This is a genomic window from Shimia gijangensis (assembly GCF_900142085.1).
GTDB classification, from domain to species: Bacteria; Pseudomonadota; Alphaproteobacteria; order Rhodobacterales; family Rhodobacteraceae; genus Shimia; species Shimia gijangensis.
This window is the reverse complement of record NZ_FQZQ01000015.1, coordinates 105159-117884: the sequence shown is the minus strand read 5'-3', so window position 1 is coordinate 117884 and position 12726 is coordinate 105159. Positions and strand designations below refer to the sequence as shown.

Here is a 12726-nt window from a genome sequence, read left to right as displayed (position 1 = left end):
GTTGAAGGAAAACAGAGGCATAGCCATGCGCTCGTGCAAGACAGACCAGAGCTTTACGGCATTCATCTCGATTGCGGCAGCAATCATTCAAACCCGGTGAACGTCAACAGCCCCTAGCTAAATCCATTGCTATTTTGGGACCGGTTTGCAGCCGGGGCGCAGGGTGCCCAGGCAATGCAGCCACATGTTGATGGCTTTCGGGCAGGGCACTCAATTGCCACCCCTGAAGATCAAAATCTGGCGATTTCAGAGCATCCATGAAGCTGGTAAAAAGGCACGCTTGCTTGCAGAAACTGGGCATGAAACCGGGGAGTGAAATCTCAGTGGTGGTCTTTTTAAGGCCGTGGCCTATATCATTGCTACCGTCGTGAATTGCAACGATCTGCTCGCATGAGAAGTGGGCAGAAAGGCGTCATTGACTGCCGCTCCGGTGCGAAAACGATGGGTGAGGGTTGTTCTGGTGACTTCCTCGGACTTGATCCGGGACTGCTCGTTGTTTGCTCGTGGCATTCATGCTGCCCGAGAGGCTTGTTGGCGACGGTGCCATGTCGATTGCTGCTGAGTAGCCATAGCCTTCCGAAAAGGAAGGCGAGCCGGTCCTCCCCCAGGGGCCGGCTCTTTCTTTTGGAGGCTCACTTGTCTTCGGGCACGTGCAGCACCATCATGCTTTTAGGGAATGTATGAGGAAGCCTTATGAACAACCACCTGAGCGGAGCGCCTGAATTGGCGTTGGAGTGGCATCGTGCCGGACGCGGCGCGGTGTTGGCAACGGTTGTAGAAACCTGGGGTTCAGCTCCGCGTCGGGTGGGCGCCCAAATGGTGGTGTCTGGTGATGGCCAGATCGAAGGCTCAGTTTCGGGAGGCTGCGTTGAGGGTGCCGTCATGGTCGAAGCTCTGGAAGCGCTGGAAAAAGGTGTAAGTCGATTGTTGGAGTTTGGCGTCAGTGATGGCGATGCTTTTGCGGTTGGTCTGGCTTGTGGTGGCACGATCCGGGTTATGGTCGAACCCGTCGGAGTGATCTTGTCTGAGCAAGTTCTGGCAGACCTTGTTGACGCCCGCGCTGAACGTCGGGCCGTGGCCTATGTTTGCGATCCCGAGAAAGGCGGCGGCAGGCTGGTGTCGGGTGGGTTCGAACAGCGATTTCGCATGGATCGCTCGGGCATCGGTGAGGACGGGCGTTTTGTGGCCATTCACAACCCACCTTTGCGGGTGGTGATCGTGGGGGCCGTTCATATTGCCCAAGATTTTGTACCAATGGCACGCATAGCCGGGTTCGATCCCATTCTGGTTGATCCGCGCAGTGCGTTTGGGTCTGATGCACGGTTTCCGGGCGAAGCTATTCTGGACGACTGGCCGGATGACGCGATGGATGCCATCGGTCTCGACGCGCGAACGGCGCTTGTTTTGCTGACACATGACCCAAAGCTGGACGACCCCGCACTGCACAAGGCTCTGAAGTCCAACGCCTTTTATCTCGGAGCGTTGGGATCAAAGCGCACCCATGCAAAACGAGTTGAACGGTTGCAGGAGGCAGGTTTCACCCACTCCGAGATCGAACGTATTCATGGGCCAATTGGTTTGGACATCGGTGCGGCAGGGCCGTCCGAAATCGCCGTGTCTATTCTTTCGGAAATGATTCAGGTTCTAAGGAAATCCACATGAGATTTGGCGCTGTTCCCGTGCGTGAGGCCAAAGGTGCGATCCTTGCCCATTCAGAGTCGGCAAATGGTGTGCGACTGCGCAAAGGCCAGACGCTTGAGGCTGTTCATATAGATGCGCTGCAAGCCGCTGGCATTGGGGAGGTGACGGTTGCCCGGCTGGACACGGATGAACTGCACGAAGATGGTGCGGCAGACTTTTTGGCATCTGGCATCGTGCCTGATCCAGACGCCGCACAGCTGTCGTTGACCAAGGCCTTCACCGGACGGGTCAATATCACTGCCAACGGGCCCGGTGTGGTCGAGATGGATGTCGACGCACTGAACGCCATCAATGCAATCAACCCGATGATTACATTGGCAACCGTGCCACCATGGCAGCAAGTCGGGGCGGGCAATATGGTAGGCACTGTCAAAATCATCTCTTACGGTGTGCCAAAATCAGATGTTGAACGCGCTTGTCAGATGGCTCGGTCTGCCTTGCGGCTGAGACCGGTCAAACTGGCCAGTGCGTCGTTGATGATCACTGAAATTCCGGGAGGCGCTGGCGAAAAAGGACGTGATGCCATTGAAAAAAGGCTTACGGCGCTGGGTATGACGTTGGTTGAATGTCGGGTTGTGCCACATCAACCAGCCCCTTTGGCTGAGGCTTTGCAAAAAGCCAAAGGGGATTTGGTTTTGATCCTGACGGGGTCTGCGACTTCTGATCCGTTCGATGTGGCCCCGGAGGCTCTGCGCGAGGCTGGCGGCAGTGTAGAGCGTTTTGGTATGCCGGTTGATCCCGGAAACCTGTTGTTTTTGGGCGCATTGGATGGGCGGCCGGTGATTGGCTTGCCGGGCTGTGCACGGTCTCCGGCATTGAATGGGGCAGACTGGGTTTTGAGTCGTGTGGCCTGTGGCGTCGCGGTCACGGACGCAGATATTGCGGCCATGGGAGTCGGGGGATTGCTCAAGGAAATCCCGACGCGTCCGATGCCAAGGGAGCGTCGCAAACGCTGAGTTCGGCGAGCAGGCTTCTATCTGCGGTTCGAGTGTTTTACATAGAAAAAGAGGCGGAGCCCTGAATATGACGCCCCTAGGCTTTGCTTGGTTTGCGGGCGACAAAATCAATCAGGGCCGACATGCCAGAATGGGCGGAGCCTTCCTGAACTTCACGATCATATTCGCGACACTCAAGGATTTCCCACCCGACAAAGGCAGCACGCAGGATCACTTCTGTGTACATGTTCTCGGCAAATGGGGGGCCGCCAGTGCCAAATTCAAGCTGTTTTGGCGTGTACCCGTGTAACATGACCAGGCCACCGGGTTTCACAGTACCTTTGATGTTTTCAAACAGGTCACGGCGTTCGTCTGGGACCGCAAACTGGATAAAAATTCCAGCAACGAGATCAAAGGTCTCGGCGCGCCACGGGCGCGTGAAGATGTTGGACTGTTCAATCTCGACCGCGACATTGCGGGCTTTGGCCAGCGCTCGGGCGCGTTCAATTGCGGTGGGTGCAAATTCCTGCGCTGTGACATCCAATCCCTGTTCCGCCAAGAAGACCGAGTTGCGGCCCTCGCCGTCGGCCAATACCAAGGCAGCGTCGCCTGATGTGAGATAGTTTGCGTGGTCTTGCAGGAAAAGTGCGGGGTCTGTGCCAAAGACATAACCTTCTGAGGTTGAAAATTTTTCTTCCCACATGGGGTATCCTTTCACCAAATGCCCGGAATCAGGCGATAGCGTGTCTGTTGTTGATAGTCGCGGTACCCGTCAAGGTCAGCGGCCAGCAGGCGTTCTTCCCCCAGAATACGAATAGCCAGCCAGATTGAGAGAGCGCCAGTATCTGCGACTGCCAGCCAGCTTCCCAAAAGCAGGGAGCCAAACAGGAAAAGCAAAATGAGCATCGCATAAAACGGGTGTCGCACAATAGCGTATGATCCGGTTGTGACCACCTGCTGTTCACGCTCGTCCTGAAAACGGACGTTGGGAACCAGAAAGCTGTTTTCGATCATTGTATGGTACATGCCGTAGTACGAGATCACGAAGCCTGCTGCGCCGATGATTTTGAGCCACATGGGAACAGACGACCAGCCAAAGCGAATGGCATCGAGACCTGGAACAATCATCCAAATCGCGATCAGCACCATGATGCCGACCATCATGATCTTGTCCCAGAGAGGCTGGTCTTGTGCCATTGGTTTGGTACGCTCGTCCAGAAGCGCCGGATTGTGGCGCGCTAGTCCAAAGGTGGCTAGCAGAGTCATAAACCCGAACAGGCTCAAAAAGAGCCAAGCCTCAACCCAGTCAATAGTGCCCGCCGTGGCAAAGAAGATTGCACCGGTGACAACCACCTCAATAGCCATAATGATCAGCGCCTTACGCAGGACTTGAGTTGGAGCCGTGTTCTGCATGTTTGTCTAATCTTAGTGGTTAAACAAAAAACGGCCCGGAACTACCCCGGGCCGCTTCTTCACTCAATCAAGACGTGCTTCATTTTGGAAGCGGGCCGATCAGCATAATCATCTGGCGGCCTTCCATCTTGGGCATGTTTTCGACCTTGCCCGCGTCTTTGGTGTCTTCGGCGACACGTTCCAAAAGCTCGCGGCCCAAGTTCTGGTGGGCCATCTCACGGCCGCGGAACCGCAGCGTGATCTTGACCTTGTCACCGTTTTCCAAAAACTTAAACACGTTGCGCATTTTGACTTCGTAGTCGTGCGTATCGGTGTTCGGGCGGAACTTGACCTCTTTGATTTCGATGGTCTTTTGCTTTTTGCGCGCTTCGGATTCACGCTTTTGCTGTTCGTATTTGAACTTGCCGAAATCCATGATTTTGCAGACGGGCGGGTTCGCGTTGGGAGAAATTTCAACCAGATCCAGACCGGCTTCGGCGGCCATCACCATCGCTTGCGCGGGTGTAACAACTCCTGCGTTTTCGCCGTCAGCGCCGATCAGGCGAATTTCGTTGGCGCGGATACGGTCGTTGACGCGGGGGCCAGTGTCGCGCTGCGGAGGCGCGTTATGAGGTCTGCGGGCTATGGGTTCGTTCCTTAGATGGTGAATTTGAATCGTGGGCCAATTTATGCTCGCTCCCCTGCCGATACAAGCGGTTAATCGCTGGATTTGAGTGAAACTGCCAGAGTTTCCCCTTGTTGCAAAACGCCCTGTTAAGCATCTGCAAAGGCAAGGAAGACTTTGGTGAGGTCGCCAGAGACATTATGGAGTTATTGAGATGAGAAACCTGATTATTGCAATTGTTCTGATTGGTGGCGCGTTGCTGGCGGTCTATTTGCTGACCGGGCAAGACGCTGAGGTAGCAGCGCCAGAACCTGTGCAGCAGGAAACTCCGGCTGTTGAAGAGGTTGCGCCTCTTGAAGAAGTCGTTAACGAGGCCGTTGAAGGCACCGAAGGAGCTGCCGCGGAAGTCGTTGAAAACGCAGAAGAAGCTGTCGAAGAAGTTATCGAACAGGCCGAAGAAGCTGTGACCGGGGCCGTCGAGACCGTTCAGGAACAGGTTGAGAGCACGGTGAATGACGCAGTCGGTGAAGTGCTTGGCACGACCGAAAGCGCCACGGAGGCAGCAGATCAAGCCGTAGAAACCACGACCGAGGCTGCAGCAGAACAGGCTGTCGAAGCCGAAGTGCCTGCAGTGGGTGATCCGTTGAGCATCGACGGGTTTGATCTGGGCAAGGTCACCGAAATGATTGATGCATCGTCATTGGATGTGTTGCAACAAAACACCCTGAAACTGGCGCTGGATCAGGCCAAGGATAATCCTGAACTGCTAAAGGCGGCATTGGATCAGGTGAAGTCAGCCTTGGGCCTGTGAGCCGGTGATTCTGAAAACTGCGAACCGCGCCTTGATTGGGGCGCGGTTTTTTCTTGTCTCCGCCCCATGATGACGAAAGTATCTTGCGGTGAAGGGTGGCATGGGTCAGCCCTTCAGGCGTGAAGGGGACAATCATGATCAGCGATACTGCAAGGATGCGCGTGACATGTGGCTGACGGGTCAGCGCTGCGCATTTCCAACCGACAGGCGCGGGCGCTTTGGCTCGCGGCGCAAGGGTTGTCCGGGCCTCCCACTGGCCATCTTGATCTGCAAAGCATCATTTCGCGACTGGGATTTGTTCAGCTGGACACCATTCAAGTGGTGTCGCGGGCCCATCATCACATTTTGTGGAGCCGAAATCAGCACTACCGCGAGCCGATGCTGGATGAATTGTTGCGTCGGCGTGACGTGTTTGAACATTTCACCCATGATGCCAGTGTTTTGCCGATGGAGTTTCTGCCCATGTGGCAGCGTCAGTTCGACCGAAAAGCCCGTCAAATGGGGGATGCCAGTTGGTTCAAGGGTTTGCCGGATGAGGCCGGGCGCGCCGAAATCCGTGCGCGAATTGCCAAAGAGGGCGCCTTGTCGACCCATGCGTTTGACACCAAGATTGAGGGCCAGCGCAAGATGTGGGCGCGGCCTCCGCACAAGGTGGGGCTGGATTACATGTGGTACGCAGGCGAATTGGCCACCTGCCACCGTGAGAATTTCACCAAGTTCTACGATCTGGCTGAGCGCGTTTTCCCAGACCACTTGCGCAACCAAGATATGGCGGACGCGGATCAGGTTGACTGGCTGAACCGTGGCGCGCTGGATCGGATGGGGTTTGGCACAATTGGCGATATAAAGCGGTTCTGGGACGCCGTTGCAACACATGAGGTGCGTGATTGGGTTGATACGACCACTGATTTGGTTGCGGTCGAAATCCAAGGGTCCGACGGGGCGTTGAAGGCCGCAATGGCCTTGCCGGATATTGAACAAAGGCTCGCGAGTCTGGCGACCCCGACTTCTCGGCTGCGCATTCTGAACCCGTTTGACCCGGTCATCCGTGACCGGGCGCGTTTGGAATTTCTGTTTGGTTTTGAATACCGGATTGAGATGTTTGTGCCCGCTGCCAAACGCAAATGGGGATATTACATCTATCCCATCCTCGAAGGGGATCGCCTCGTCGGGCGCTGTGAGATCAAAGCTGAGCGCGCCAAAGGTCGGCTGGTTGTGAAAAAACTTTGGCCAGAGTCGCATGTGAAATGGCCCCCTGCACGACAGGCCAAGTTTGAAGCCGAAGTGGATCGGATGGCGCGATTTGTCGGAGTTGCAAATATTGTGCGTGAAGACGGGTGAAGTGTCGGGGCAAGATCATGTGACGTGGTCGATGGAATAGGGAAAAAAAGTTGCGATGTGCCGTAGAACTGGTTTGAGCCCGGAGTTTCCTGCAAATCAAATGGCGAGCCGTCGTTTCAATCAGAACCTACATCCGACAATCGGAAAGTCTCAACAGGCTCTCGCATGCCTTTCAAGACAAGCTCGCCTCTCGCTTCGACACGCAGATCACTTTCGACTGCGATGGCCGCCCGAGGGCTCAGAAGAATTTCTCCGTCCTTGGCTTCGTCGCAAAGGCGGGACGCAAGATTTATCGCGGTGCCTGACGCCGTGTATTCAAACCGGCCTTCATACCCGACCATTCCGACGGTCGCGTATCCAAGAGATACTCCCACGCCGAACCCAAGCCTGTAGCCGAGGCGTTTCCATTGCTGGGATAACTCAGCCATTTTGGCGCGCATTGCAATGGCCAGCCCTACAGCACTTCCCGCAGGGTCGTCACACGGCAGCGGATCGTTGAACAAAACCATAATGCCGTCACCCATTCTGTGATCGACACCCGCACCGTGGGCATTAATCAACTTGCCCATCTCTTCGTGATAGGTCTGCAGGATTTCGATGGTTTCTTCTGGTTCCGCTGTTTCGCAAAAGGAGGTGAAACCACGAATGTCACAAAAGACAACGCCCAAGAGCACCCTGTGGCTTGAAAGCAATTCATCCGAACCGGTCTGAACAATTGCGTCGGCAACGGCGGAGGGTAAAAACCGCTTCAGTCTGCCCATCCGTTCGATCTCACCAACCTGTGCCTCTACCCGATCTTCTAATCCGGCATTGAGGCTCTCCAAAGCTCTGAACTGCCGCACATTCTCAATGGCGATGACCGCTTGGGCTGCAAACGTTTGAACCAGCGCCACCTCCTGGGGACTGAAAGGCTGCACCTGCTGGCGAAACAGAGTAATGGTTCCAATCGCTTCGCCGTTCAAAATAAGCGGTACGAACAAAACGCTTCGGATTTTGGAGTCGTCCACCATAGAGCGCACAACTGGGCTACCCGCCTTGTAGAGTTCGCTTTCGCCCATATCGGGTAAATCGATCAGTCGTTCTTCAATGATGGATTTGGCGGCATATGAAACAGTCGCGTCTAAGACCATTTGCCCGCCTTCAAAAAGCTCAACCGCCTTGGGAAACAGGCCCCGGTGGGATGCCAGAATTTGATGGTCGTCGTTGGCCCTTGCTAGAACCAAAGCTGACATTGGCGCATTGCAAAGCGCCTGTGCGTTGTCCAGGATGGCCTCAAATACGGGTTTTTCGTCCTCTCGGGAACGACTGATCACACCGAGAATTTCTGAGGTGGCAACTTCGTGAGCCAAACGCGTTTGTAACTCTCGAAACTGGCGGACATTCTCGATGGCGATGACCGCCTGCGCAGCAAAAGTTTCAACCAAGGCAATTTCATCGTCGGAAAAGGGGCTGACCACCTTGCGGCTAAGAGCTATTGCGCCAATCGCCTGAGGGCCGTTCAACAGAGGAACTATCAGCCAAGAGCGGACACCCTCAACGTCGACTACATGTTTGATAACCGGGTCTTTTTTAACATAGAAGGCAGTGTTTTTCAGATCAGTAGTGTTGATCGTGCGGCCTGTTCGAATGACCTCGGGAATTGGCCGTCCGCTGTCTAATGGCGCTGATCCACCCACGTTAAAGGCGGTTTCTTCAAATCCCCAATACGAGGCAATTTCGAATTGTGTCCGCGCTGCATTCGCAAGTTGCAAGGACGCTTGGCTGGCCGCACACAGTTCCGCTGCTTGAGTAAGGATTGCTTCGAAAACAGGCCCTTCGTCGTCGCGCGAATTTTGGATTACCCCAAGAATACTCCGCGTCGCTTCTTCCCGCTGAAGCCCGCGACGCAGTTCGACCAGCAGATTTTCCCGTTTCGAATCTTTCTCCATGCCCGGCCTAGCCTATGTTAAGTCCCTGATAGACAATAGCAGTACGCTATACATGAGAGGCATATCTTACCAGACACTCTCGGTATTGACGTCGTATCGAGCTCGGCTCTGTCTGCATTGATGACATTTGTCCCGAAAAACGAAAACCCCGGCTCAATGGCCGGGGTTCTGCGTGCATCAGTATGGATATCAATCAGTCTAAAAATGCTTTTTCGACCACATATTGCATCGGCTTTGAATTGGCCCCTTCGACCAGCCCTGCCTCTTCCAGCATGTCTTTCAGTTCAAGGTTAAACGCCAGGTTGCCGCAGATCATTGCGCGATCATTGTCAGGGCAAAGGGGAGCTACATCCAAATCTTTGTAGGCCTCGCCCGAGCGGATCAGGTCGGTGATCCGGCCCATTTTGGGACTCTCTTCGCGAGTTGTGGTCGGGTAGTATTTGATCTTTTTCCAGAACCCTTCGCCAATGACTTCGTTGAGCAACTCGTCATGTTCAAGCGCTTCAATCAACTCGCGACCATAGGTCAGCTCGCCCGCGGTGCGGCAAGTGTGCGTGATGATGACCTCATCGTAATCTTCATAGGTTTGCGGTTCGCGCAGCAAGGACGCAAAAGGCGCAAAACCGGTGCCAGTGGCAAAGAACCAGAGGCGTTTGCCGGGGATCAATGCGTCATGCACCAGCGTGCCAACGGGCTTGGGGCGCAGAATGATTTCGTCACCGACTTTGATGTGCTGCAATTTCGATGTCAGCGGGCCGTCCGGGACTTTGATAGAATAGAATTCAAGCTCTTCATCCCAAGAAGGTGACGCAATCGAATAGGCGCGAAGCAATGGTTTTTGCTTGCCGGTCTCGGGGTGTGGATCGCCCATCAGGCCGATCATCACAAATTCGCCAGACCGGAACCGAAGGGACGCCGGGCGTGTACAGCGAAAGGAAAACAGCCGGTCTGTCCAGTGTTTGACCTCGGTCACGGTCTGGGAATCGGGCAGGGTGGGCACTTTGGGAACGGCGGTTGCTTGGGCGTCTGTCACGGGGCTTTGCTCTGTCATAAAAATTCAGGCGGAAAAATCCGCCCCTCACTATCAGTTCATATCAGGTATTGAAGATGTATTTTCAATGCGGCATTGATCTGGCGCAAATTAACGTGGCGTTTAGGCGGTTTTTGCGCCACGCATCCGCGCCTGATAGTCGTTTTCCTGCCAATCCGCTCGGAACAACCATTCCGCCTCGGGTTGGCGGGCGGCCAGATCGTCACTGATTTCCACTTCATCAAAGCCCGAGCGACGCGCCATAGCGTACTGATCCGAGATCAAATGGCCTTTGGCGCGCAGACGGCCCTGATAGCCAGCCAGACGCAACTGACGGGCGATGGTAAAGCCGCGCCCGTCTGCGAAAGATGGAAAATCCACGCGGATCATTCCGACACCACAAAGGCGGTCCTTTAAGGTTGCCGGGTCGGTATCTGAGGTCACATCCAGAGACACCACATCGTTGGCGGCCTCATTTGTAGGCACAAACCCTTGGGTCCATGTTTCTGTGCCAAAGCCAGTATCTGTTACGATGATTGTCATGCTTGTTCTCCTGTCCGCACCATTTTGCCGTCGACAAAATGAATGCCACATTCTTCTTTGTTCTGATCGCGCCAACGGCCCGCACGTGGGTCTTCGCCGGGTTTGACCGGACTGGTGCAGGGGGCACATCCAATTGAGGGGTAACCTTTGGCCACCAGCGGATGCCGGGGCAGGCGGTTTTCATCCATATAGGCGCGCACGTCTTCGGGTGCCCAGTGGGCCAACGGGTTCACTTTGATGCGCCCGGTGCCGTCTTCGACCTCAAAAAAGTCCAGTGCGTCACGACTGCCTGCCTGAAACCGTTTGCGTCCGGTGATCCAGCCTTCAAAGCCGCGCAGCGCACGTTGTAAGGGGATGGTTTTGCGCAACGTACAGCAAGCGTCTGTATTGTGAGTATGCAAGGCTCTGTAAGGGTCAGCACGCTCCACGTCGTCCTGATCTGCCTGGATGATGCGCAAGTTGCTGAGGCCCAGCCGTTCGGCCACTTCGGCCTGATAGACAAGAGTCTCGGTGAACAGCATCTGGGTGTCGACAAAAATCACCGGCGTGGATTTGTCGGACACGGCAACCATGTGCAACAGCACCACGGATTCTGCCCCAAAGCTTGAGACCAATGCTATATCACCACCGTCCAACAAAGCACCACGCAAGACGTCGGTGGCACTGTGATGGCGGTAACGCCTGTTTAGGGCGTCGACCTTTTCGCTGAGGATACGCCGGTCGGCGCCCAGCTCGGTTTGTATTTCATCAAGCGGCATGGGCCCGAACCTCGGGGTAGAGATAGGCTTTGAACGGGGCCAGACCCAGACGGCGGTAGGCGTCGATAAAGGTCTCATCCGCGCCTTGGCGCAGCTTCAGATAGGCCTGAACAAGGCGTTCTACGGCGGGCACAATCTCGTCATAGGCAAAGCCGGGGCCAGCGCGGTCACCGATGTTTGCTTCCCAGGTGGCGTCGCCGCCAAGGGTGATCTGATAGTTTTCAACACCAGCGCGGTCGAGACCTAGGATGCCGATGTGACCCAGATGATGGTGACCACAGGCGTTGATGCAGCCCGAGATCTTGATCTGCAGATGGCCGATGTCATGTTCGAGCTTCAATTCATCAAAGCGGGTGGCGATCTGTTGTGCCACCGGGATCGACCGAGCCGTGGCCAATGCACAGTAGTCCATGCCGGGGCAAGCGATGATGTCCGAGACCAGACCAATATTGGCCGTGTGCAGGTTTTCTTCGCGCAGGGCTGCATAGATCGCGGGCAGGTCCGATTTATGGACATGCGGCAGGATCACGTTCTGCTCGTGGCTGATGCGCAACTCATCATGGCCATAAGCTTTGGCCAATGTTGCCATGGTGCGCATTTGATTGGCCGAAGCATCGCCCGGCGTGTCGCCCTGTTTTTTCAACGAGATGGTGACAATGCTATAGCCTGGCGCGCGGTGCTCGGACAGGTTGGTATCCGCCCACGAGCGAAACAGCGGATCCGAGCCATAAGCCAGCTCAAACGCAGAAGTCGCGGCGTCGCGGAAATCCGGCGCGGCAAAATGTTCCTGAATGTCCGCGAACAAGGTCTGGTCAATACCTTCGAACGTTGGGCGAATGGCGGTAAACCTCTCCTCCACCCGGGCCCGGATGTCGTCGAGACCATGCTCGTGCACGGTGATCTTGATGCGGGCTTTGTATTTGTTGTCACGACGCCCAATCTGGTTCCAGACCGAAACCACGGCTTCGATGTAGGGCAGAAGGTCGGCGCGTGGCAGGAAGTCATGAAGCACTTTGCCAATCATCGGAGTGCGACCAAGTCCTCCGCCGACAAGAATCTGATAGCCGGTCTCACCAGCATCATTGCGCACAACGCGCACGGCCAGATCGTGGGCTTTCAGCACGGCACGGTCTTTTTCGCCGGCAGAGACAGCGATCTTGAACTTGCGGCCCATGAACTGGAATTCCGGGTGGTCGGTGGACCACTGGCGGATCAGTTCGGCAATTGGACGGGGGTCTTCAACTTCATCCGCTGCAGCACCTGCAAAATGGTCGGCTGTCACATTGCGGATGGTGTTTCCGGAAGTCTGGATGGCATGCATGTCGACCTCGGCCAAAGCGTCCAGCATATCAGGAATATCCGAGAGTTTGGGCCAGTTGAACTGAATGTTCTGACGGGTGGTGAAGTGACCATAGCCTTTGTCCCACTTTTCAGCCAGCAGCGCCAATTGCGACATCTGACGGCTGTTCAGCGTGCCATAAGGGATCGCCACACGCAGCATATAGGCGTGCAATTGCAGATAGACACCGTTCATAAGCCGCAATGGCTTGAATTCGTCTTCGGTCAGCGCTCCGGCAACACGGCGCTCAACCTGGGCGCGGAACTGGGCGTTACGGGTTGCCAAAAAGGCAGTGTCGAAGTCGTTGTAAGCATACATGGCCG

General features: G+C 55.4%; 12 protein-coding genes. 4 read left to right on the top strand and 8 right to left on the bottom strand.

Annotated elements, in window-relative coordinates; all coding sequences use genetic code 11:
• The first annotated feature begins 693 nt into the window (after positions 1 to 693).
• Positions 694 to 1662 (top strand): XdhC family protein, encoded by a 969-nt coding sequence (locus tag BUC32_RS13770; protein ID WP_073253886.1) that lies wholly within the window; start codon positions 694 to 696, stop codon positions 1660 to 1662.
• Positions 1659 to 2657, top strand: coding sequence for a molybdopterin-binding protein (locus BUC32_RS13765; RefSeq protein WP_073253883.1), 999 nt, complete (start codon positions 1659 to 1661; stop codon positions 2655 to 2657). Before BUC32_RS13770 ends, BUC32_RS13765 begins: the two co-directional genes overlap by 4 nt.
• Positions 2658 to 2733: 76 nt before the next feature.
• On the opposite strand, the gene BUC32_RS13760 is transcribed toward BUC32_RS13765, so the two are convergent.
• The 3 genes from BUC32_RS13760 to infC all read right to left on the bottom strand — a co-directional run bounded on the left by BUC32_RS13760 (position 2734) and on the right by infC (position 4587).
• A complete protein-coding gene (locus BUC32_RS13760) occupies positions 2734 to 3339 on the bottom strand; it encodes a class I SAM-dependent methyltransferase (RefSeq protein WP_073253882.1) in 606 nt (201 codons plus the stop codon).
• A gap of 11 nt (positions 3340 to 3350) precedes the next feature.
• Positions 3351 to 4049 (bottom strand): methyltransferase family protein, encoded by a 699-nt coding sequence (locus BUC32_RS13755; RefSeq protein WP_073253879.1) that lies wholly within the window; start codon positions 4047 to 4049, stop codon positions 3351 to 3353.
• Between the two features lie 79 nt (positions 4050 to 4128).
• Entirely contained in the window at positions 4129 to 4587 is a 459-nt protein-coding gene (gene infC / locus BUC32_RS13750) for a translation initiation factor IF-3 (protein WP_245815186.1), read from the bottom strand.
• Positions 4588 to 4867: 280 nt separating this feature from the next.
• Between infC and BUC32_RS13745 the strand changes: the two genes are divergently transcribed.
• Both BUC32_RS13745 and BUC32_RS13740 read left to right on the top strand, forming a co-directional pair.
• Positions 4868 to 5464 (top strand): hypothetical protein, encoded by a 597-nt coding sequence (locus tag BUC32_RS13745; RefSeq protein ID WP_073253873.1) that lies wholly within the window; start codon positions 4868 to 4870, stop codon positions 5462 to 5464.
• A 168-nt stretch (positions 5465 to 5632) separates the two neighbouring features.
• Positions 5633 to 6805, top strand: coding sequence for a winged helix-turn-helix domain-containing protein (locus BUC32_RS13740; RefSeq protein WP_073253870.1), 1173 nt, complete (start codon positions 5633 to 5635; stop codon positions 6803 to 6805).
• Positions 6806 to 6921: 116 nt separating this feature from the next.
• Here the strand turns inward: BUC32_RS13740 and BUC32_RS13735 are convergent, their stop codons facing one another.
• From BUC32_RS13735 to BUC32_RS13715, 5 genes are all read right to left on the bottom strand, one after another.
• Positions 6922 to 8733 carry a GAF domain-containing protein gene (locus BUC32_RS13735; protein ID WP_073253867.1) on the bottom strand — a complete coding sequence of 604 codons (1812 nt, stop codon included), beginning with the start codon at positions 8731 to 8733 and terminating at the stop codon, positions 6922 to 6924.
• Between the two features lie 193 nt (positions 8734 to 8926).
• Positions 8927 to 9784: a ferredoxin--NADP reductase gene (locus BUC32_RS13730; protein ID WP_073253865.1), complete on the bottom strand. Its 858-nt coding sequence runs from the start codon at positions 9782 to 9784 to the stop codon at positions 8927 to 8929.
• Between the two features lie 102 nt (positions 9785 to 9886).
• Positions 9887 to 10306, bottom strand: a complete 420-nt coding sequence (locus BUC32_RS13725; protein ID WP_073253862.1) for a DUF934 domain-containing protein — start codon at positions 10304 to 10306, stop codon at positions 9887 to 9889.
• A complete protein-coding gene (locus BUC32_RS13720) occupies positions 10303 to 11064 on the bottom strand; it encodes a phosphoadenylyl-sulfate reductase (RefSeq protein WP_073253859.1) in 762 nt (253 codons plus the stop codon). Before BUC32_RS13720 ends, BUC32_RS13725 begins: the two co-directional genes overlap by 4 nt.
• Entirely contained in the window at positions 11054 to 12721 is a 1668-nt protein-coding gene (locus BUC32_RS13715) for a nitrite/sulfite reductase (protein WP_073253856.1), read from the bottom strand. Before BUC32_RS13715 ends, BUC32_RS13720 begins: the two co-directional genes overlap by 11 nt.
• Positions 12722 to 12726: the final 5 nt, after the last annotated feature.

Bases quoted from the DNA above. Each gene is read 5' to 3' on its own strand.
- BUC32_RS13770 (WP_073253886.1), top strand. From the start codon at position 694: ATGAACAACCACCTGAGCGGAGCGCCTGAATTGGCGTTGGAGTGGCAT.
- BUC32_RS13765 (WP_073253883.1), top strand. From the start codon at position 1,659: ATGAGATTTGGCGCTGTTCCCGTGCGTGAGGCCAAAGGTGCGATCCTT.
- BUC32_RS13760 (WP_073253882.1), bottom strand. From the start codon at position 3,339: ATGTGGGAAGAAAAATTTTCAACCTCAGAAGGTTATGTCTTTGGCACA.
- BUC32_RS13755 (WP_073253879.1), bottom strand. From the start codon at position 4,049: ATGCAGAACACGGCTCCAACTCAAGTCCTGCGTAAGGCGCTGATCATT.
- BUC32_RS13745 (WP_073253873.1), top strand. From the start codon at position 4,868: ATGAGAAACCTGATTATTGCAATTGTTCTGATTGGTGGCGCGTTGCTG.
- BUC32_RS13735 (WP_073253867.1), bottom strand. From the start codon at position 8,733: ATGGAGAAAGATTCGAAACGGGAAAATCTGCTGGTCGAACTGCGTCGC.
- BUC32_RS13730 (WP_073253865.1), bottom strand. From the start codon at position 9,784: ATGACAGAGCAAAGCCCCGTGACAGACGCCCAAGCAACCGCCGTTCCC.
- BUC32_RS13725 (WP_073253862.1), bottom strand. From the start codon at position 10,306: ATGACAATCATCGTAACAGATACTGGCTTTGGCACAGAAACATGGACC.
- BUC32_RS13720 (WP_073253859.1), bottom strand. From the start codon at position 11,064: ATGCCGCTTGATGAAATACAAACCGAGCTGGGCGCCGACCGGCGTATC.
- BUC32_RS13715 (WP_073253856.1), bottom strand. From the start codon at position 12,721: ATGTATGCTTACAACGACTTCGACACTGCCTTTTTGGCAACCCGTAAC.